Source organism: Nocardia glycosmidis (assembly GCF_052545115.1).
Genome location: NZ_JBQWRH010000011.1, coordinates 189960 through 209703, shown reverse-complemented (window position 1 = coordinate 209703; position 19744 = coordinate 189960). Strand labels below are relative to the sequence as shown.

The following is a 19744-nucleotide window of genomic DNA, read 5'->3' as shown; positions in this document are numbered from 1 at the left end:
AACGATGATTTCGATGCGCCATTACGCCATCTCGATCGCGGCGGTCTTCCTCGCCCTCGCCATCGGCGTGGTGCTCGGCTCGCAGACGCTCGCCGCCGACCTGCTGTCGGGACTGCGGGCGGACAAGACCGATCTGCGTGAGCAGGTAGACACGCTCACCGATCAGAACCGGCGGCTCACGGATCAGGCCATGGCCGCCGACCGGTTCATCGCCGGGGCGTCGGCCCGCATCCTCGGCGGCGCTCTCGCCGATCGCGGCGTAGTCGTGTTCACGACCCCGGACGCCGACCCCGGTGACGTCGACGCGGTAACGAAAGCGCTGGAGACCTCCGGGGCGGCCATTACCGGCCGGATCGGATTCACCGACCCCTTTCTCGACGCGAGCGAGGGCGATCGGATACGCACCGCGCTCACGAACGTGATCCCGGCGGGGGCGCAGCTGCGGACCGGCGCGGTCGACCAGGGCAGTATGGCGGGCGATCTGCTCGGCTTGGTGCTGTTGCTCGACCCGGTCAGCGGGGAACCCCGGAGTACTCCGCAAGAGCTCGGACTGGTGCTGGAGACCCTGCGCGGCGGCGGTTTCCTCGCCTACGGCGATACGCCGGTCCGCCCGGCGCAACTGGCCGTGCTGATCACCGGAAACGGCGCCGAGGCCGCCCGGGACAGCAGGGGCGCGAATACCGCTCGCTTCGCGGGCGCCCTGCGCGGCCGTGGCGGCGGCGTGGTCCTGGCCGGCCGGGCGGGCGCTGCCGAAGGGGCGGGGCCGATCGCCGTGGTCCGTGCCGACGCCGCGCTCGCCGCTCAGGTCAGCACCGTCGACAATCTCGAACGAGAGCTCGGCCGCGTCACCACGGTCCTCGCGCTCGGCGAACAACTCAACGGCGGCGTCGGCCGCTACGGCACCGGGGCCAAAGCCACCTCGCTCACGCCGGCCGCGCTGCCGGGCTGAGCGGCCGATCGAATCGTCGTGGCGGCCGGACCGCTGGTGCTCGGCGGTTCGGCAACCGGCCGTCGGCCTGGTGGGCCGTTTCATCGCCAGGGCAGACACCTGACGATGCGCCGTACGTCCATAGCGCGACCCGCGGCACAGTTAGGGTCCCGGTGCTCTGGATCGCGATCCGGCGATCGGTGGGCAAACGGGTGTGGCATTCGAACGAAGGGGCGGACTCGTGTTACCGTGAAGACCCGTGGGTCAAACACGGATTCAGGCGCGAACGGCCACGAAGCACATCTTCGTCAGCGGTGGAGTCGCCTCCTCATTGGGTAAGGGTCTTACCGCCTCCAGCCTCGGGCAGCTGCTGACGGCACGTGGACTGCGCGTCACGATGCAGAAACTCGACCCGTACTTGAACGTCGATCCCGGCACCATGAACCCCTTCCAGCACGGCGAGGTGTTCGTGACGGAGGACGGCGCCGAGACCGATCTGGACGTCGGCCACTACGAACGTTTCCTCGATCGCGACCTGTCCAAGGACGCGAATGTGACCACCGGGCAAATCTATTCCTCGGTCATCGCCAAGGAGCGGCGCGGTGAATACCTCGGGGACACGGTGCAGGTGATTCCGCACATCACCGACGAGATCAAGAGCCGAATCCTCGCGATGCGCGGTCCGGATCTGCAAGGGCAGACGCCGGATGTGGTGATCACCGAGATCGGCGGCACGGTCGGCGACATCGAGTCGCAGCCGTTCCTGGAGGCCGCCCGCCAGATCCGCCACGACGTCGGCCGGGACAACGTCTTCTTCCTGCATGTGTCGCTGGTGCCCTACCTCGCCCCCTCCGGCGAGCTGAAGACCAAGCCGACCCAGCACTCGGTGGCCGCGCTGCGCAACATCGGTATCCAGCCCGACGCGCTGATCCTGCGTTGCGACCGGGAGGTCCCGCAGGCGCTGAAGAGCAAGATCGCGCTGATGTGCGACGTCGAGGTCGACGCCTGCATCTCCACCCCGGACGCCCGGTCGATCTACGACATCCCGCGCGTACTGCACCGTGAGGGCCTGGACGCCTACGTGGTGCGCAGACTGGGCCTGCCGTTCCGCGACGTGGACTGGACCGTGTGGGGCGACCTGCTCGACCGGGTGCATTCGCCGCGCGAGACGGTCGAGGTCGCGCTGGTCGGCAAGTACGTCGACCTGCCCGATGCCTATCTCTCGGTCACCGAAGCGCTGCGCGCGGGCGGGTTCGCCTCGCGCGCCAAGGTGAACATCCACTGGGTGCCCTCCGACGAGTGCGAGACCCCCTCGGGCGCGCAGCACGCGCTGCGCGACGTCGACGCCGTGCTGATTCCCGGCGGATTCGGCATCCGCGGCATCGAGGGCAAGGTCGGCGCGATCCAGTACGCGCGCACCCGCGGCATCCCGTTGCTCGGTCTGTGTCTCGGCCTGCAGTGCGTGGTGATCGAGGCTGCCCGCTCGGTGGGTCTTACCGAGGCCAACTCGGCCGAATTCGAACCCGGCACACCGCATCCGGTCATCTCCACGATGGCCGACCAGGAACAGGCGGTGGCCGGGGAGGCGGACCTCGGCGGCACCATGCGCCTCGGCGCCTACCCCGCGACCCTGGCGAAGGGTTCGGTCGTCGCCCGGGCCTACGGCAGCGAGCACGTCTCGGAGCGGCACCGGCATCGCTACGAGGTGAACAACGCCTACCGCGACAAGATCGCCGAGAGCGGTTTGACGTTCAGCGGTACCTCGCCGGACGGACATCTGGTCGAATTCGTCGAGCTGCCGGCCGAGGTACACCCGTTCTTCGTCGCCACCCAGGCCCACCCCGAACTGAAGAGCCGTCCGACCCGGCCGCACCCGCTATTCGCGGCGCTGATTTCGGCGGCGCTGAAATACAAGGCGGCCGAACGACTTCCGGTGGACATTCCCGGTGACGAACTCGCGGGTGCGGCCGAACAGGCATAGCGCAATGAGTGGCCGGTCCGCGGGTGGCGGCCCGCGTCGGCGGCAAGTGTCCGCTCATGCCGATAAGGTCGCAGCATGACCGACGGGGGCGCTGCCGCACCGGGCAGCCACGAATTCGAGATCGTATCCAGCAAGACCGTCTACAGCGGCGCCATCCTGGCGTTGCGGCTCGACCAGGTGTCGATGCCGGGTGGGCGGGTCGCCGAACGCGAGGTGATCGAGCATCACGGTGCGGTCGCCGTCGCCGCGATCGATGACGACGACAACGTGGTGCTGATCAACCAGTACCGCCATCCGATCGGAGCGCGGCTGCTCGAGTTGCCCGCCGGTCTGCTCGACATCCCCGGCGAGGATCCGCTGCTCGCCGCGCAGCGGGAGCTCGCCGAGGAAGCCGGGCTGGCCGCGCGGGAGTGGTCGGTGCTGGTGGATGTGGTGCTGTCGCCCGGCTTCACCGATGAAGCGCTGCGGGTGTATCTGGCGCGGGATCTCTATCAGACCCACCGGCCCGAGCCGGAGCTGGAGGAGGCCGACCTCGAAGTTGTCCGGATGCCGGTCGAGGCGGCTGTACGGGCGGCGCTGGTGGGCGAGATCGTCAACGCCACCGCGGTCGCCGGCGTACTCGCGGTGGCGGCTGCGCGGGCGGGCGGCGACGGGCTGCGTCCGGCGGACGCGCCGTGGCCCGGACAGCCCACCGCGCTGCTGCGCCGCCAGGCGGCGCGCAATTCGGAGGACTGAGCGGTCGTGCTCGCCCGCGAGCTCGACGCCTATCTCGACCATCTCGCGGTCGAGCGTGGTCTCGCGCCCAACACGCTCGCCGCGTATCGGCGCGATCTCGGCCGCTACCTCGACTTCCTGAGCGGGCGCGGCGCCGGTTCGCTGGAGCGGGTCGGCGAGTCCGATGTCGCCGAGTTCACCGTCACGCTGCGATCGGGTGGCGGCGGGCACCCGCCGCTGGCGGCGAGCTCGGCGGCACGTGCGTTGATCGCGGTGCGCGGATGGCATCGTTTCGCCGCGGCGGAGGGGCTGACCAGTACCGATGTCGCGCGGGCGGTCAAGCCGCCGACGCCAGGTCGCAGGCTGCCCAAAGCGCTACCCTACGACCAGGTATCGAGGTTGCTGGAGGCTGCGGGTGGCGCTGCCGCCGCCAACTCGGACGCGGCGGCCGGCGCGGACGGGGGACCGCGCGGACTGCGTGACCGGGCGCTGCTGGAGATGCTCTACTCCACCGGCGCCCGGATCTCGGAAATGGTCGGGTTGGACGTCGATGATCTGGACATCGCCGAACGGTCGGTCGTGCTGCGCGGCAAAGGCGGCAAGCAGCGGATGGTGCCGATCGGGCGCCCCGCCCTCGCCGCCGTCGACGGCTATCTGGTGCGTGGCCGGCCGCTGCTCGCATCGCGCGGGAAAGCCAATGCCGGTGCGTTGTTCCTGAACGCCCGCGGCACCCGCCTGTCCCGGCAAAGCGCGTGGCAGGTGTTGCACACCGCCGCGGAGCGCGCGGGCATCGCCGCGGTGGTGTCGCCGCATACGCTGCGCCACTCCTTCGCCACCCACCTGCTCGACGGTGGGGCAGACGTCCGCGTGGTGCAGGAGTTGCTCGGTCACGCGTCCGTGACGACGACCCAGATCTACACCCTGGTCACGGTCAATACGCTGCGCGAAGTCTGGGCCACCGCCCACCCCCGAGCCCGCTGATCCTGCGGCGCGGTCTTCCGGTGCGCCGGAGTGTCGAATACCAGTGGGACCAGGGCCGATCCGGCAGGTGGATGGGCCCGCGGTGTGTGCGGCCGTGCGCGCACCGGGTATCGTCCGCTTCGGGTATGTCCGGCAAGCCGGCCGGATCGCACGCGGGGAGGCGGACTGGGACAAGAGGAGTGATTTGCACGACCGGTTCGCGTGCATTTCGACGGCCGCCCGCGATGGTGCTGACCTGCGCGCGGCGAACACGCCGCGCGCAGGCGCGGCACTCTGGTGCGGTCAAGCGGTAGCGTCTATCGAGAGCTGGACCGTTCGAAAGCGAGGTCGGGCACTGATCGGCCTCGCTACGCTCGGCGAGGCAACCGGCAGGAACGTATAAGGAGCAGCGGATCGTGACAACAGCCGGCGCGGCAGAGCCGCCGATGGGTGCTGGGGCGCAGCCGCTTATGGGCCCGCGACCGGGTCCGTACTCGGAGGCCGCGGCCGAGACGCTGTGGGGCGCCGGGGTGGAGCCGGTCCCGGAGGACGCGACGCTCGGCCCGACCGGCCGGCCGCTGCGGCTGGTTCCGGACCCGCCACCGGTGGGCCAGCACGGCGGTGCCCTGATCGTCGCCATGTGCAACCAGAAGGGCGGGGTCGGGAAAACCACCTCCACGATCAACCTCGGTGCCGCACTGGCCGAATACGGTCGCCGCGTGCTGCTGGTGGATCTGGACCCGCAGGGCGCGCTGTCGGCGGGTCTGGGTGTCGCCCACCACGATCTCGAGCTGACCGTGCACAACCTGCTCATCGGCTCCAAGGTGTCCATCGACGACGTGCTGACGCCGACCCGTGTCGCGAATTTGGACCTGCTGCCGAGCAACATCGATCTCTCCGCCGCGGAGATCCAGCTCGTCAACGAGGTGGGCCGCGAACAAACGCTGGGGCGCGCGCTGGAACCGGTGCGCGACCGCTACGACTACATCCTCATCGACTGCCAGCCCTCGCTGGGCCTGCTCACGGTCAACGCCCTGGCCTGCTCGGACGGCGTCATCATTCCGATGGAGTGCGAGTATTTCTCGCTCCGCGGGCTCGCGTTGCTCAACGACACCGTGGAGAAAGTGCGGGACCGGCTGAACCCGAGGCTGAGCTTGTACGGAATAGTGGTCACCATGTTCGACGCTCGACTGCTACATTCTCGCCAGGTCATGGCGCGTGTGGTCGAGGTCTTCGGTGATCTGGTCTACGACACCGCTATCGCGCGCACCGTCCGGTTCCCGGACGCCAGTGTAGCGGGCGAGCCCATCACCACGTGGGCGCCGAAATCGGGTGGGGCTGAAGCATACCGGTCGATGGCTCGGGAAGTCATCCACCGGTCGGGCCGGTGATCGGCCGCTTCGGCCCCTCGTCTGCGTCCACCGACAACTCATCCGGCCAGGGGTCTTCCGCGGCCGGTGCCACCGCCTCGCCCGACGACCGCACGCCCGATGCCGCTGCACCCGACGTCGCTGCGCCCGACGTCGTCGACGAACGCACTCGGTCACCATCCGGTCGCGCATTCTCCGGTGCGGCCCCTACGCTCGGGAACGCGGCCGCCGCGTTCATCGCCGCCGGACGAGACGCTGCGCCGCGACGCCCGAATCCGGCCGTTGTCGAAGCGCCGTTTCAGTCCGGTACAGCCGCTATGCCGGACGAATCATCGGTCACCGACGCCGTGGCGAACACCGAGGCGACAGCGCCTGATTTTTCTGCGAAGCAGGGCAATTCGGATGCTTGCGCGCCGGAGGCATCCGAGGCGCACGGCGCGCCCACGAATCACCCGCAGGTGGCTGAGGACGCGCTACCGAGCGACCCGGGGCCGGCGGCTGAGCGGGCTGCGGTTTCGGTGGGCGCCGGATCGGGCGCGGTGGAGGCAGCTGACGAGCCCGAAACTCCCGCGAGTAGCGCACCGGGGGACTCCGCGCAGGAACCGGCGGCGCAGCCGGCTGGATTCCGCTTGCGCCTGAGCAACTTCGAGGGTCCTTTCGACTTGCTGCTCAGCCTGATCAGCTCGCGCAAGCTGGACGTCACCGAGGTGGCGCTGCACAAAGTCACCGACGAGTTCATCGCCTACACGAAGGCGCTCACCGCGAACATGGCACGGCAGAACACGTTGCGCGCGGACAAGATTCTGGACCAGACCACCGAGTTCCTGGTTGTCGCCGCCACGCTGCTGGATCTCAAGGCGGCGCGCCTGCTGCCCTCCGGGGAGGTGACCGACGCCGAAGACCTCGAACTGTTGGATGCGCGCGACCTGTTGTTCGCGCGGTTGCTGCAGTACCGAGCGTTCAAGCAGGTCGCCGCGTTGCTCGGCGAGCTGGAGGCCGCGGCGCTGCGCCGCTACCCCCGCGCGGTCGGTCTGGAGGAGCGTTACGCCGATCTGCTGCCCGAGGTTACGCTGGGTGTCGGGGCGGCCGAGTTCGCCGCGATCGCCGCGGCGGCCTTCCGGCCCCGCCCGGTGCCGAAGGTCGGGCTCGACCACTTGCACACGCACGCGATCTCCGTGGCCGAGCAGGCGGCGTTGGTGCTGGAACAGCTCACCCAGCGCGGTGCGGGTGTGTGGACCTCGTTCGGCGAGTTGGTCGCCGACTGCGAAGTCCCGGTCCAGATCGTCGCCCGCTTCCTGGCGCTGCTCGAGCTGTATCGCGGCAAGACGATCGAGTTCGACCAGCCCGATCCGCTCGGTCCCTTGGCGGTCAGATGGATCGGCGACGACGCGGCGCGCCAGGCGGACGCCGTGACTATCGAGGAGGACTACGGGTGAGCGAGCACAGCGCGCGGACCGTCAGCCAGGTGTGCCGGACGAGTGAACGCCGCCGAGTGAACCGAGAACACCGCGTGCGGCCGTACCCGGGGCAGCTGAGCGCCGGCGAGGCGTCGTGAGCGAGGCCGTGACGGAGATCACTCCGCAACCGCTAGAGGACGCCGAATTCCGCTCGGCCCTGGAGGCGATGCTGCTCGTGATCGACGCTCCGGCCCCGGTGGACCAGTTGGCGGCCGCGCTGGGCGATACCGCGCAGCGCGTGGAGCACGCACTGCGAGCGATGTCAGCCGAGCTGACCGCACGCTCCAGCGGGATCGATCTGCGTTTCGTGGGTGACGGTTGGCGCTTCTATACTCGCAGCGAGTACGCGCCGTATGTGGAACGGATGCTGCTCGACGGCTCCCGATCGAAACTGACCCGGGCGGCGTTGGAAACGCTGGCGGTGGTGGCATACCGTCAGCCGGTGACCAGGACCAGGGTCAGCGCGGTGCGTGGCGTGAACGTCGACGGGGTGATGCGCACGCTGCTGGCCAGGGGACTGATCGCCGAAGCAGGCACCGACCCGGAAACCAACGGGACGATGTACTGCACGACCGAACTGTTCCTGGAACGGATCGGACTCGCGTCGCTGAGCGACCTGCCGCCACTGGCGCCCCTGCTTCCGGGCGTCGACCTGATCGATGAGATCAACGAGAGCCTGGAGACGGACCCCCGTTACACCAGGTTGCGAAAACCCGCCGAGGCCGATTTGGACCTCGGTACCGAAGAGTGACAGGAAACGATGAATACGCCCGCTCGCCGAGATGGCACACCGGATCGTAGGAAACGCGGCGCCCAGCCCGAACGGGGCGCGGGCCGCGGTACAACCGCACGTGACGCACGTTCGGCCCAACGGGGGATCGCCGCCCGCGGCACCCAGCAGGACAACGCGGGCCGCGGCGCGGCGCAGCGCGCAGCCGCACCGGCCCCGCAGCGACACGCGAACCCGAGTGGTAAGAAGAAGCCCAAGCCGCAACGGCAGGCCGCGCAGCCGCCGTTGCTGAGCAACGCCAAACCCGCGCGCCACCAGAATGTCGCTGCGGCGGAGTCCGGGGGCCACAGCAAACTTCCGTGGGGTGAGGGCGAACGGCTGCAGAAGGTCCTCGCCAAGGCAGGCGTCGCCTCGCGCCGCGCCGCCGAGGAGATGATCGCGCAGGGGCGCGTCGAAGTCGACGGCATGATCGTGCGCGAGCAGGGTCTGCGCATCGACCCGCAGCACGCGGTGGTGCGCGTGGACGGCACCCGCGTGATGGTGCGCGAGGAACTGGTGCACGTCGCGCTGAACAAGCCCAAGGGATGGCAGTCCACCATGTCCGACGATATGGGCCGGCCCTGTGTCGGCGATATCGTGGCCGAGCGGATCGCCGCCGGTCAGCGCCTGTTCCACGTCGGCAGGCTCGATGCCGACACCGAGGGCCTGTTGCTGTTGACCAACGACGGCGACCTCGCGCACCGGCTCATGCACCCGTCCTTCGAGGTCTCCAAGACCTACCTGGCGACCGTGCACGGTGAGGTCAACCGCGCGGTCGGCAAGCAACTGAAGGAGGGCGTCGAGTTGGAGGACGGCCCCGCCGCGGTCGACCGTTTCCAGGTGCTCGAGCTGGGGGAGGGACGTTCCCTGGTGAAGATCGTGTTGCACGAAGGGCGCAAACACATCGTGCGTCGGCTGCTCGACGCGGCCGGTCATCCGGTCATCCGGCTGGTGCGTACGAATATCGGTCCGGTCGCGCTGGGCGACCAACGGCCGGGCACACTGCGCGTGCTCGGTCGCGATGAAATCGGCAAACTCTACGAGGCGGTGTCGCTGTGAACGGTCTGGAGATCCCGGTGCAGGTGCCGGGGCGGATGTCCGGTACGAGCCCGCTCGTGATCGCTATGGACGGGCCTTCGGGCACCGGGAAGTCGAGCGTCTCGCGGCGTTTGGCCACCAGGCTCGGCGCGCAGTACCTCGACACCGGCGCCATGTACCGGGCGGCGACGTTGCGGGTGCTGCGCGCGGGCGTCGCGCTCACCGATACCGCGGCCATCGCCGCCGCGGTCAAGGAACTGCCGCTGTCCATCGGTACCGAGCCCAGCCGCGAGGTGATCGTGCTCGATGAGGAGGACGTCGCATCAGAGATTCGTGGCGACGCCGTCACCCGGGCCGTGTCGGCGGTCTCCGCGGTCCCGGAGGTGCGTGAGCTGTTGGTCGCGATGCAGCGTGACATCACCGCGGTCGCCCGGCGGATCGTGGTGGAGGGCCGCGACATCGGCACCGTCGTGCTGCCCGCGGCAGACGCCAAGATCTATCTCACGGCCTCCGCTCAGGCGCGCGCTCACCGGCGCAACCAGCAGAACATCGCCGAGGGCCGCGGCGACGACTACGCGGGCGTGCTCGCCGACGTGCAGCGCCGCGACACCCTCGACTCCACCCGCAAGGTGTCCCCGCTACGTCCCGCCCTCGACGCGGTGCTGGTCGACACCAGCGACATGTCCATGGATGAGGTGATCGACGAGCTGTACCGCGTTGTCGCGCAGCAGCTTTCGGCGTTCGCGACGAGAGGTGACCGGTGAGCGGGGATGTGCTGGCCGGTGACGGCGTCTGGAGCGACGAAGCCGACTGGGAGCTGGCCGATCTCGAGGGTGAGTTCGATGACCAGGCGCACGTCGCGATGCCGACGCTTGCCGTGGTCGGCCGCCCGAACGTGGGCAAGTCGACGCTGGTGAACCGGATTCTGGGCCGCCGCGAGGCGGTGGTGGAGGACATTCCCGGGGTGACCCGTGACCGCGTGTCCTACGAGGCGAACTGGGCCGGTCGCCGATTCCTGGTCCAGGACACCGGCGGGTGGGAACCGGACGCGAAAGGACTGCAGCAATCCGTGGCCAGGCAGGCCGAACTGGCCATGCAAACCGCCGACGCGATCCTGCTCGTGGTCGATGCGGTGGTGGGCGCCACCGCCACCGACGAGGCCGCGGTGAAGAAGCTGCGGCGCTCGGCGGTCCCGGTGATCCTGGTCGCCAACAAGGTCGACGACCAGCGGGTGGAGGCCGAGGCGGCAGCGCTGTGGTCGCTCGGTCTCGGGGAGCCGCGCATGGTCAGCGCCGCGCATGGCCGCGGCACCGGCGACTTGCTCGACGATGTGCTCGCGGTGCTCCCGGAGACCCCGCGCGAGGGCACCGGTGGTGTCGGTCCGCGACGCGTCGCTCTGGTCGGCAAGCCCAATGTCGGCAAGTCGAGCCTGCTGAACAAGGTGACCGGCGACGAGCGTTCGGTGGTGCACGAGATCGCCGGTACCACGGTCGACCCGGTCGACTCCCTGGTCGAATTGGGCGGCAAGGTGTGGAAGTTCGTCGATACCGCCGGGTTGCGCCGCAAGGTCAGCAACGCCAGTGGCACCGAGTTCTACGCGTCGCTCCGCACCAAGTCCGCGCTGGAAGCTTCGGAGGTGGCGATCATGCTGATCGACGCCGCGCAGCCGATCACCGAACAGGACCTGCGGGTGATCAGCATGGTCGCCGATTCGGGGCGCGCGCTGGTGCTGGCGTTCAACAAGTGGGATCTGGTCGACGAGGACCGTCGCCTGCAGCTGGAGCGCGAGGTCGACCGTGAGCTGGTTCAGGTGCCGTGGGCGCAACGAGTGAACATCTCCGCGCATACCGGCCGTGCGGTGCAGAAGCTGGTACCCGCGATGGAAACCGCACTCGAATCCTGGGACAAGCGCATTTCGACCGGCAGGCTGAACACCTGGCTGAAGGAAGTGGTCGCCGCCACCCCGCCGCCGATGCGTGGGGGCCGGTTGCCCCGCGTACTGTTCGCGACCCAGGCGACCACGCGGCCGCCCACCTTCGTGCTGTTCACCACGGGCTTTTTGGAGGCGGGTTACCGCCGCTTCCTCGAGCGCCGATTGCGCGAGGAATTCGGCTTCGCCGGCTCGCCGGTCCGCATCTCGGTGCGGGTGCGCGAGAAGCGGGATCGTTCGAAGAAGTAGACCGAGTTCCCGACGCTGCGGCTTCTGGACACCTCGGCTCTTAACCCATCGGCGGCGAATGGCAACTAATCAGCGATCGGTAGTTTATTTGTGTAGTGCACGAATCTCTGCAATGTAGAGACGTATCTGTCGCGTAAATGTTATCGAGCGAGTTTCTGTTCGCGCGTCTAGCAAATACCTGGCATCATCCGGTTATGGTCATTCCCAGCGTCCTGCCGGAAAGCCCGGCCGCACTGACTCCCTTCGAGACAGGATGGCCGGTGCGCCTTGCCGACACCGGCGGCGACCAGCGTCTGCGGCTCGACGGTGTCGCACGGTACCTGCAGGACGTCGGCTACGACCATCTCGAGGTCCTCGACGACGGCGACCTGCATCGGCTGTGGGTAGTCCGCAGAACGGTGATCGACGCGCTCAAACCGATCGAGTTCGGCGAGTGGGTCACGCTGCGGCGCTGGCCATCGGCGACCTCCAGCCGCTGGTGCACGATGCGCGTCCAGATCTGTGGCAGTGGCGGTGGCCTGGTGGAGACCGAGGGTTTCCTGATCCACTTCGGCACCGAATCCGGCGTCCCGGCGCGGATGAGCGACCGCTTCTTGGCGCCCATGCTGGCCTGTACGAGCGAACACCGGCTGCGGTGGAAAGCCGAACTCGCCGACTCGATGCCGTGGGCCGACGAGTCCGGCGTGCGGACCCAGCCGTTTCCGCTGCGCGTCACCGACATAGACCTGCTCGATCACGTGAACAACGCGGTCTACCTCACCGCGCTCGAGGAGGTTCTCGCCGATCACGCCGAACTGAAGTCCAACCCGCACCGAGTGGTGATCGAGTACGGCAAGCCGGTGCGATCCGGCGAGGATCTCCAGCTCGTCTCCCGCCGCACCGGTTCGTGCCTGGACGTCTGGTTCGCCGTCGGCGCGGACGCTCGTGGGGTCGCCCGTGTCACGCCGCGCTGACGGGTGCCGCCGGACAAGGCGAGGCCGTTGCCTGTTGCTGCGGCGAGCGGCGATGAGTGCGGCGGCGGTCGGACGCTGCCGAGTTCCTCGGTAGCCGGTTGCCGTGCCGAGCACAGGTGAGCGCGGTAGGAATTCGGCGCCGCCGGAGGGAGTCCGGCCGTAGACCGCCGTCGCGCCGAGTTCCGCGCAGCGGATAGTGGGCGATGGTTTCCGCGCCGAGTGAGGTTCTGTGGAGCGAAGAGGGGGCGCGGACGGAGCCTCCACGCGGAGCGGGCGGAGCAGGACAGCGGCAGTCGTATCTAATGCGACATGTCTTCCACCGTGGCGCGCGCTCCCTTGGTGCGCAGCGAGCCCAGGGCTGCCAGGTATGCGGTCACGAACCGGGGCCGGTCGATCAGGTCGCCGAATACCGACCGCTCGCCGAGGAAGGCGGTAGGCTGCTCGCGCTGCTGCCGCGCGAGCGGAATCAGCTGGTCGCGCCGGCGATCCACGACCTCGATCGGCGCGCCTTGCTCGTCCACACCCTCGGCATAGCGCGCCCAGCTCGCGACTACCGCGGCGGCGCAGTCGATCTCGCCGCCGGTATCGAGCTGTGCGCGGATCACCGGCAGCAGCCACTTCGGGATCCGGTCGGAGGATTCCGCGCAGAGCCGGGCGATGGTGTCCCCGATCGCGGGATTGGCGAATCGCTCGAGCAGGGTCCGCTTGTAGCGATCCAGGTCGACGCCGGGAACCGTGCGCAACGTCGGCGTCGCCTCGGCATCCATGTAGCGCATCAGGAATCGTTGGAAGGCCGGGTCCCGTGCGGCCTCATGGACCAGCCGATAGCCGCTCAGGTAGCCGAAGTAGCACAGTGCCTGGTGGCTCGCGTTGAGCAACCGCAGTTTCATCAGCTCGTAGGGAGCGACGTCGTCGACGAGCTGGACGCCGACTTCGTCGAAGGCGGGGCGGCCGAGTCCGAACGAGTCCTCCAGCACCCACTGTGCGAAGGGTTCGGTCAGGACCGGCCAGCGGTCGGTGAGCCCGTAGCGGCGCTCGATCTCGTCGGTCGCGGTGGTTGGCGTCACGGGGGTTATCCGGTCCACCATCGAATTCGGGAAATGAACCCGCTGGGCCACCCAGATGCCGAGTTCGGGATCGCGCAGCGCGGCGAACGCGCCGAACATGCGGCGCGCGAGGTGCCCGTTGCCCTCGATGTTGTCGCACGACAGCACGGTGAACGGCGCGACGCCGTGCGACCTGCGCCGCACCAGCGCCTCGATGACGAGTCCGAACACGGTGGCGGGTGGCGTGTTCCCGGTGAGATCGGCGCGCACTGCGGGATCGTCGGCGTCGAACTCGCCGGTCGCACCGATACGATAGCCGCCCTCGGTGATGGTGAGTGAGACGATCCGGGTGGCCGGGTCGGCGAGCTTCTCCACCACGGCCTCGGGATCGTCCGGCGCGTACCGGTACTCGATGATCGAGCCGATGACCCGCGTGGCCCAAGTGCCGTCCGGCGCGACCGTCGACAGCGTGTACAAGCCGTCCTGCTCCGCGAGGACGTCGCGCATCTTGCGGTCGCCGGGTAGTATGCCGATTCCGCAGATTCCCCAGTCGTGCGCCATCCCGCGTTCGAGCAATCGGTCGACGTACATCGCCTGATGGGCGCGATGAAACCCGCCGACGCCGAAATGCACTATGCCGGAGGATATCCGGGATCGATCGTAGGTCGGTGTAGCGAGGCGACCGCCGAACTCCGGCAGTGTCGCCGCCCGCAAGGGCGTCGCCGAACCCTGTGGCATCCCGCACCTCCCAGTAGTGTGGAGATCACATCCTAAGTGCGCAGGCGTGGGTCCGGGGCCCGGCGCCATCCTGCCCGAGCCGCGCGACAAGATCGCCTTCGCAGCCCATGATGTCTGCCGATGAACGCGCTCCACTGCAACCTGACCAATGGGGGCGGTTCGCAGCCGGAATCACCCAGATACGCGCACCGTGGACAGCGCCGCGCACAACCCGGCTGCTCTGCCACCGATGACCACATCTGTCTTCGTGTCATCGCGCTGGGTCGGGCTCGGCTCGGGGAGCGGTGGCCGCTGCGTCCAGGCCCGGCGCCGGTAGCGCGACCGTTCGGCGGACGTCGGCCCTATTCGCCCACGGCTCGACGTAGCGGCCCGGCCGATCGCAAACGACCCCCCGGCTGAGGCCGGAGCGGGCCCCGCGGCAGGCGAAACTACGGGCGGTTGAGCGTCGCTCAGCTGGGTAGACCTTCGATGACCAGGAGCAACGGCAGAAAGGTAGGAGCGATGTCGGAACCCATCACGAGCACCCTGGACCCTGATCTGTTCCTGGACGTCGCCGCGCGCCTCGAACAGCCGCACTGGATGTGGCAAGCCCAGCTCGCCACCGTCTGATGAAGGTGATCACCTGCGCGTTCGGCGCGCCTACCGTCCGGACCTCCACGGTCGCCGTGCGGATCCCCGGCGACGAGCGGCACTGGGCACTGCTGCGCGGGCTGACCGACACCGTGTCCCTGGTCGCCGACCTCCCGCTCGGTGCGGCCGCGGAGATCCGGCTGGCAGTCAGCGAGATCGCCACAATGCTGGTGGCGCGGTCGGTGCCCGGTTCGACGCTCGGCTGTGCCTTCACCTACAGCACCTACCGGATGAGCGTGCGCGTCGAAGCCGTCGCCGCATTCGACGAGGAACTCGGCGGCGATCCGCTGAACTGGGAGCTGGTTCGGATGCTCGCGAGTTCGCTGTCGATTTCCCGGCACCCTTTCGACCCGGATGTTCGTGGGTATCCGACCGTCATCGAATTCAAGTGGGAACGAGGACCATTCGACACGTGAGTTCACGACAGGGGCATGCGCGGGTCGGATCGGCTGTCGGCGGACGCCGGAGTTCCATGGATCATCGGGTGGACGCACGAGTGCCGGTGTCTCGGCGGTGCATAGTCCCAGGGGGCGGGGTGAAGACGGGGCAATCGCGGGGTTTCGCTTATTTCCGCTGGTAACGGGCGATATCGCCGCTCCCAGCGATCAATAGACGGTGTCTTCCAGATCGGACAGCGCCGTCTCGAGGTGGTCGAGCAGCGCGGTGACGTCCGGCACGCTGCGGCGGCAGGCGACGATGCCGATGTCGAGGCTGTCGGCGTAACTGGTGAGCGTGATATTCACGGCTTGCCCGTCGATCGGGATCGACAGTGGGTAGCTGGCGTCGAGGCGGGCGCCGTTCCAGTATTGGGTTTCGCGCGTTCCGGGAACGTTGGAGATGACGATGTTGAACGGCGGGTTGGTCAGCGCGACGGTGGCCGGAACCAACAGCGACAGCGCGAGCGGGCTCAGCGTCAGCGCCGACAGCGAGATCGCCTGTCCGGGAGAGAGTTCCCGATAGATCTCTTTGCTGCGGCGCATCGAAGAGCTGATCGCCGCCAGCCGCTGTGCTGGATCGGCCAGATCCGTGGCGAGACCGCACAGCAGCGCCGCCACCGCGTTGCCGCCGGCGTGTCCGTCGTCGGACTCCGGCCGCAGCGATACCGGCACCATCGCGATCAGCGGTTTGTCCGGCAAGGCGTGGTGGGATATCAGGTAGGCGCGCAGCGCACCCGCCGACATGGCCAGTACCACGTCGTTGAGGGTCGTGCCGGTCATCTTCTTGATCTGGCGGAGCCGATCCAGCGGCCAGGAGCGGGTGGCGCAGCGGCGCGCGCCGCCGATCGGGACGTTGAACAGGGTGCGCGGTGCGGCGAAGGGCAAAGTCAACTGCTGTTCTACGAGCGCGGTGCGGGCCAGCCGCAACGCCGACGGCGCCGAGCCCGCCGCGGCGAACATCGCCCGCGCCGTCGTACTCAGCGTGCGCGGCCGCGACCCGTTCTCGGCCTGGCGATCCGAGGCTGGCAGATGCCAGGGCACCAGCGCTTCGCCGGAGTCCGGATCGCCGGTCAGTGTGCGCTGGAGCAGACGCTGCGCGGCAACGCCGTCCATCAAGGCGTGGTGCACCTTCGCGTACAGGCCGACGCGGTCGCCGGCGAGCCCTTCGATCAGATGGGTTTCCCACAACGGCCGATGGCGGTCCAGCAGGGTGCTGTGCAGCCCGGCGACCATCTCGACCAGCACGTCCAGGCCGCCGGATTCCGGTAGCGCCCATCGCTGCAGGTGGTAGTCGAGTTCGACCGTGCGCTCCACGGTCCACGCGAGCTGCGGGGTGCCGAACAGCCGGGCCGGGCGCTTGCGAAAGGTGGGGTGGAAGTCCTGTTCGGCCGCCAGTGTCGCGTACGCGCGCCGCGCGAACTCCAGTCCGGTGCCATCCATCGGGTCGAATATCTGCAGCACTCCGACGTGCATCGGGTGCTCGCGTGATTCGGCGATGAGGAACAGGGCGTCCAGCGGCGAAATGAATTCCATGGGCGGTTCCCTCCTGGCGACGGCGCGGCTTCGCCACGGTCCGGTTCGGCACGGGGAGTGTCGGCGCCGGGCGTGCCGTCCTGCTCATGGCACCGGAAAACTGCACCGGTCGAACAACACTCCACCAACCGATGATTCGATGCCGAATCCGGACCGGCTGGGCGGTTCGCTATGGATTGTTGCGGCGGTCGGCTCAGGACAGGCGGCTGACCGGGCAATCCGGCAGCAGCTCGCGGCGCTCGCTGATCAACTGGATCGCGGTGTGCAGCGCTTGGATTTCGTCCACGGCGGCACCTTTTATCCGACGGATCCGGGAATGAGCTGCACCTCACCGTCACCGGGCGGCAACCCGCGCCGGATCCGGTGCCGAAGTCGCTGACGCCGCAGCGCGACATCGTCTACGGTCGCTTCTGCGCGGCTTTACTGGCGCGGGCGCGCCGTCAGGCCCAGGAGATGACGGAATGCGTCCGCGTGTGGTGGAGCAAGGCGAGCCGTCCGCCGAGCGCGTGGTGTGATCGTCGGACACGCCGGATCGGAAGATGGCTACTAGATGGTTGACGTGCGCTGTGTTTGGCAGGCTGTCGCCCAGATGTGATGGTGGGCAACGACGAGGAGGGGCGGACGAAGTGGTAACGATTGCGCAGTTGCGAGCGGTTCTGTCGATTCTCCGGGTCGACCCGGACGAGGTCGGCGCGCGTCTGGGAGACACCGGTCTGCGCGGCCCGAACGCGGAGCGAGTCCTGCTGATCGGTTTGCTACACCGCGTCGCGAGCAGCGAACTGCGTCAGGTCATCACGACGACCATGGACGATGGGGAAGCCGCCCGCGCCGCTGCGGTCAGCACTCGGCCGGTGAACGGCGAGAATCCCACGGAGCAGGTTCGTTTCGACGCGCACTGGCTGCATGACCGCATCGGCGCACTGGCCGCCGGCACCACGGTGGACCCTGTCCCGGTCCTGCTGGACGCCGCCGCGCGCTCCACGGACGCGGCCGAGGCCCTGCTTCTGCTCAGCCACAACCCACGCGGCTACGAGGCGGAGATCCGCTGGGAGCGGGCACTCGACGACCTGGGGCGCGCCTACCACCTGATCAACGACGAACGGGTGGGTCGCTCGAACACGACGACCATGCCGCTGTAGCGGCGCGAGGACGAGGCGTTCGTTCCGGCGGCGTCGGCCGCCGCCGCCGGACGCAACGTCACTTGGAGTGCGCCGCCGGGCGCAATGTCACCTGGAGTGCGCCGCCGGGCGCAACGTCACTTGGGTTGCGCCGGTGCGGCTTGCGCGGGCTGGTCGGCGAAACGTGTGGTGCCGTCGGCCGCCTGCAACGTGGACAGCAGGTCGATGCCCGCTACGACGAGGGTCGGGCCGCCGACCGCGATGGTGCCGAGGATACCGCCGACGCTCGCGCCGGTGAGCAGACCGGCCACGCAACCGACGGCGATGGTGACCAGGCAGCCGATCGTGGCGCCGATGGCCGTGCCGATGAAACCGCCGATTGCGGTGGCGAGTCCGAATTGACCGGCGAATTCGTCTCGGGCGCGCCGGTTCTCGGTCATCGATGCGATCGGCGTGGCGACCAGCGTGTCGTTGACCGCGACGCCCTCCGGGCGGGTCGGCGTCAACGCCAATACCGTGCCGTCCTTCTCCAACTGCGGCCGCACCGCAATCGCGGCGCCCGCCACCCGGAAGTCCAGTGGCAACGTCATGGCGACGCGGCCGTCGCGGTCACGGATATCGACCACATCGATCACCTGCGCGGCATCGGCGGGCGTGCCGTTCCGGTCGACCAGTACGCCGTCGTGCTCGGTCACCCGGGCGTTCGCGTCGGTTGCTTGGTCCCGCGGCGCCCGGGACAGCTCGAACGTTCCGCCTCGCAGTGCCGCGACCACCGTTCGATCGACGAGCTTGGCCGAGTAGGCGATGTCGGGAGCCGGGTCGGCGTGTGCCACGCCGGTGGCGATGATCAGCGAGCCGATCGCCGGTATGGCTGCCGCAGTGATGCTGCGCAGGTGCATGATCTGTCCATTCCTTCATCGGGATTCACCTACGTCCCGCATGCCCGGACCTGGGCAAGCCGGCGGCGCAAGCGCAGTCGCTGCGGGTTCGCACACAGCATATCGAGCGCAGCCGAACGAAGTCGGGCTACGGCTGGTAGCGGGCAGAGCGAAGGCGAGGGTCCACTTCATCTCGCGCCGCCGCGCACGCACGCGTGCGGCGAGGGCGGCGAGGTTGAGCGCGGCGAGGTCGAGCGCGCGAGGTCCAGCGCGGCTGACCGCGACGGCGTCCGGTCCGCGGAGCAAATCCGCGGGCGGCGACTCAGGCAGGTTCGGCGGTTCGTTCGCCGCGCAGGACGGTGCATGGGTTTCCCTGAGCGGCGATGCGTCCGTCGCGCAGGAGCAGACAGTGGTCGGCGCGGAGGGCGTCCTCGCGGCTGTGGGTGGCGTACACAACCGTGACGCCCTGGTCGCCGGCTCGGCGGACCGCCTCGGAAATCTCCTGCTGAGCAAGTGAATCCAGACCGGTTGTCGGTTCGTCGAGCAGGAGCAGGCCGGATTCCTGGGCCAGTGCCTGGGCGAGCAGTGCGCGCTGACGCTGGCCGCCGGAGAGGGTATCGAGCCGGCGATCGGCAAGGTCGGCGATGTTCATCAGGTCGAGGCATTCGCGCACGATCGTCCGATCGCGGCGTGTGAGGCGCCGCCATGCGCCGCGGTGCGCCCAACGGCCCATGGCGACGGTTTCGCCGACGGTGATCGGCAGGGTTGGGGGGACGCTGCTGTGTTGCACGACGAACGCTGGTCGAACGTGTTCCGGGCGAAGCGTTCCCGCCGATGGCGTAATGACTCCGGCGAGGATGCCGAGCAGGGTGGATTTCCCGGAACCGTTGGGGCCGGCGAGTGCGGTTACCTGTCCGCCCGGAATGGTGGCGCTGAGCTCGTGAAGCACGGGATGTCCGCGGTATCCGGCCGTCACCCCGGCGATCCGGATGTCTGGCGGCGGCATGGTGTCCTC

The 19744-nt window shown here is 68.8% G+C and carries 17 protein-coding genes; 13 read left to right on the top strand and 4 right to left on the bottom strand.

Going from position 1 to position 19744, the window contains the following annotated elements; all coding sequences use genetic code 11:
* The first annotated feature begins 4 nt into the window (after positions 1 to 4).
* The 11 genes from ACT86A_RS16330 to ACT86A_RS16280 all read left to right on the top strand — a co-directional run bounded on the left by ACT86A_RS16330 (position 5) and on the right by ACT86A_RS16280 (position 12349).
* Positions 5 to 949 carry a copper transporter gene (locus ACT86A_RS16330; protein ID WP_445092983.1) on the top strand — a complete coding sequence of 315 codons (945 nt, stop codon included), beginning with the start codon at positions 5 to 7 and terminating at the stop codon, positions 947 to 949.
* Between the two features lie 238 nt (positions 950 to 1187).
* Complete coding sequence (gene pyrG / locus ACT86A_RS16325) at positions 1188 to 2909, top strand: CTP synthase (protein ID WP_445092982.1); 1722 nt, start codon at positions 1188 to 1190, stop codon at positions 2907 to 2909.
* A 75-nt stretch (positions 2910 to 2984) separates the two neighbouring features.
* Positions 2985 to 3644, top strand: coding sequence for an NUDIX domain-containing protein (locus ACT86A_RS16320; protein WP_445092981.1), 660 nt, complete (start codon positions 2985 to 2987; stop codon positions 3642 to 3644).
* 6 nt (positions 3645 to 3650) lie between these two features.
* On the top strand, positions 3651 to 4604 hold the full coding sequence (gene xerD, locus ACT86A_RS16315; RefSeq protein ID WP_445092980.1) for a site-specific tyrosine recombinase XerD: 954 nt from the start codon (positions 3651 to 3653) through the stop codon (positions 4602 to 4604).
* A 425-nt stretch (positions 4605 to 5029) separates the two neighbouring features.
* The gene (locus ACT86A_RS16310) at positions 5030 to 5974 is read left to right on the top strand and encodes a ParA family protein (protein ID WP_445092998.1); all 945 of its coding nucleotides are present in this window, start codon (positions 5030 to 5032) and stop codon (positions 5972 to 5974) included.
* A 518-nt stretch (positions 5975 to 6492) separates the two neighbouring features.
* Positions 6493 to 7389 (top strand): segregation and condensation protein A, encoded by an 897-nt coding sequence (locus ACT86A_RS16305; protein WP_445092997.1) that lies wholly within the window; start codon positions 6493 to 6495, stop codon positions 7387 to 7389.
* Positions 7390 to 7504: 115 nt separating this feature from the next.
* Positions 7505 to 8161: an SMC-Scp complex subunit ScpB gene (scpB, locus tag ACT86A_RS16300; RefSeq protein WP_445092979.1), complete on the top strand. Its 657-nt coding sequence runs from the start codon at positions 7505 to 7507 to the stop codon at positions 8159 to 8161.
* Between the two features lie 9 nt (positions 8162 to 8170).
* A complete protein-coding gene (locus tag ACT86A_RS16295) occupies positions 8171 to 9238 on the top strand; it encodes a pseudouridine synthase (RefSeq protein ID WP_445092978.1) in 1068 nt (355 codons plus the stop codon).
* Positions 9239 to 9273: 35 nt separating this feature from the next.
* Positions 9274 to 9981 (top strand): (d)CMP kinase, encoded by a 708-nt coding sequence (gene cmk, locus ACT86A_RS16290; protein ID WP_445092996.1) that lies wholly within the window; start codon positions 9274 to 9276, stop codon positions 9979 to 9981.
* Positions 9978 to 11396, top strand: coding sequence for a ribosome biogenesis GTPase Der (der, locus tag ACT86A_RS16285; RefSeq protein ID WP_445092977.1), 1419 nt, complete (start codon positions 9978 to 9980; stop codon positions 11394 to 11396). The genes cmk and der overlap by 4 nt, the downstream gene beginning before the upstream one ends.
* Positions 11397 to 11590: 194 nt before the next feature.
* On the top strand, positions 11591 to 12349 hold the full coding sequence (locus ACT86A_RS16280) for an acyl-[acyl-carrier-protein] thioesterase (RefSeq protein WP_445092976.1): 759 nt from the start codon (positions 11591 to 11593) through the stop codon (positions 12347 to 12349).
* 299 nt (positions 12350 to 12648) lie between these two features.
* On the opposite strand, the gene ACT86A_RS16275 is transcribed toward ACT86A_RS16280, so the two are convergent.
* Positions 12649 to 14133 (bottom strand): mannitol dehydrogenase family protein, encoded by a 1485-nt coding sequence (locus tag ACT86A_RS16275; RefSeq protein ID WP_445092975.1) that lies wholly within the window; start codon positions 14131 to 14133, stop codon positions 12649 to 12651.
* Between the two features lie 608 nt (positions 14134 to 14741).
* Here ACT86A_RS16275 and ACT86A_RS16270 point away from each other — a divergent pair.
* Positions 14742 to 15179, top strand: coding sequence for an anti-sigma factor (locus ACT86A_RS16270; protein ID WP_445092974.1), 438 nt, complete (start codon positions 14742 to 14744; stop codon positions 15177 to 15179).
* Positions 15180 to 15368: 189 nt separating this feature from the next.
* Here the strand turns inward: ACT86A_RS16270 and ACT86A_RS16265 are convergent, their stop codons facing one another.
* Complete coding sequence (locus tag ACT86A_RS16265) at positions 15369 to 16733, bottom strand: WS/DGAT/MGAT family O-acyltransferase (protein ID WP_445092973.1); 1365 nt, start codon at positions 16731 to 16733, stop codon at positions 15369 to 15371.
* A gap of 644 nt (positions 16734 to 17377) precedes the next feature.
* Here ACT86A_RS16265 and ACT86A_RS16260 point away from each other — a divergent pair.
* The gene (locus ACT86A_RS16260; protein WP_445092972.1) at positions 17378 to 17872 is read left to right on the top strand and encodes a hypothetical protein; all 495 of its coding nucleotides are present in this window, start codon (positions 17378 to 17380) and stop codon (positions 17870 to 17872) included.
* 116 nt (positions 17873 to 17988) lie between these two features.
* On the opposite strand, the gene ACT86A_RS16255 is transcribed toward ACT86A_RS16260, so the two are convergent.
* Together ACT86A_RS16255 and aztA are read right to left on the bottom strand one after the other, a co-directional pair.
* Positions 17989 to 18750 carry a DUF8020 domain-containing protein gene (locus tag ACT86A_RS16255; RefSeq protein ID WP_445092971.1) on the bottom strand — a complete coding sequence of 254 codons (762 nt, stop codon included), beginning with the start codon at positions 18748 to 18750 and terminating at the stop codon, positions 17989 to 17991.
* Positions 18751 to 19051: 301 nt separating this feature from the next.
* On the bottom strand, positions 19052 to 19735 hold the full coding sequence (aztA, locus tag ACT86A_RS16250; protein WP_445092970.1) for a zinc ABC transporter ATP-binding protein AztA: 684 nt from the start codon (positions 19733 to 19735) through the stop codon (positions 19052 to 19054).
* Positions 19736 to 19744 lie beyond the last annotated feature (9 nt).

What these genes read in the sequence shown, in the direction of transcription:
- ACT86A_RS16275 (WP_445092975.1), bottom strand. Translation starts at nt 14,133, where the DNA reads ATGCCACAGGGTTCGGCGACGCCCTTGCGGGCGGCGACACTGCCGGAG.
- aztA (WP_445092970.1), bottom strand. Translation starts at nt 19,735, where the DNA reads ATGCCGCCGCCAGACATCCGGATCGCCGGGGTGACGGCCGGATACCGC.
- ACT86A_RS16310 (WP_445092998.1), top strand. Translation starts at nt 5,030, where the DNA reads ATGGGTGCTGGGGCGCAGCCGCTTATGGGCCCGCGACCGGGTCCGTAC.
- ACT86A_RS16270 (WP_445092974.1), top strand. Translation starts at nt 14,742, where the DNA reads ATGAAGGTGATCACCTGCGCGTTCGGCGCGCCTACCGTCCGGACCTCC.
- ACT86A_RS16280 (WP_445092976.1), top strand. Translation starts at nt 11,591, where the DNA reads ATGGTCATTCCCAGCGTCCTGCCGGAAAGCCCGGCCGCACTGACTCCC.
- ACT86A_RS16265 (WP_445092973.1), bottom strand. Translation starts at nt 16,733, where the DNA reads ATGGAATTCATTTCGCCGCTGGACGCCCTGTTCCTCATCGCCGAATCA.
- ACT86A_RS16295 (WP_445092978.1), top strand. Translation starts at nt 8,171, where the DNA reads ATGAATACGCCCGCTCGCCGAGATGGCACACCGGATCGTAGGAAACGC.
- cmk (WP_445092996.1), top strand. Translation starts at nt 9,274, where the DNA reads ATGTCCGGTACGAGCCCGCTCGTGATCGCTATGGACGGGCCTTCGGGC.
- ACT86A_RS16255 (WP_445092971.1), bottom strand. Translation starts at nt 18,750, where the DNA reads ATGCACCTGCGCAGCATCACTGCGGCAGCCATACCGGCGATCGGCTCG.
- ACT86A_RS16330 (WP_445092983.1), top strand. Translation starts at nt 5, where the DNA reads ATGATTTCGATGCGCCATTACGCCATCTCGATCGCGGCGGTCTTCCTC.
- ACT86A_RS16320 (WP_445092981.1), top strand. Translation starts at nt 2,985, where the DNA reads ATGACCGACGGGGGCGCTGCCGCACCGGGCAGCCACGAATTCGAGATC.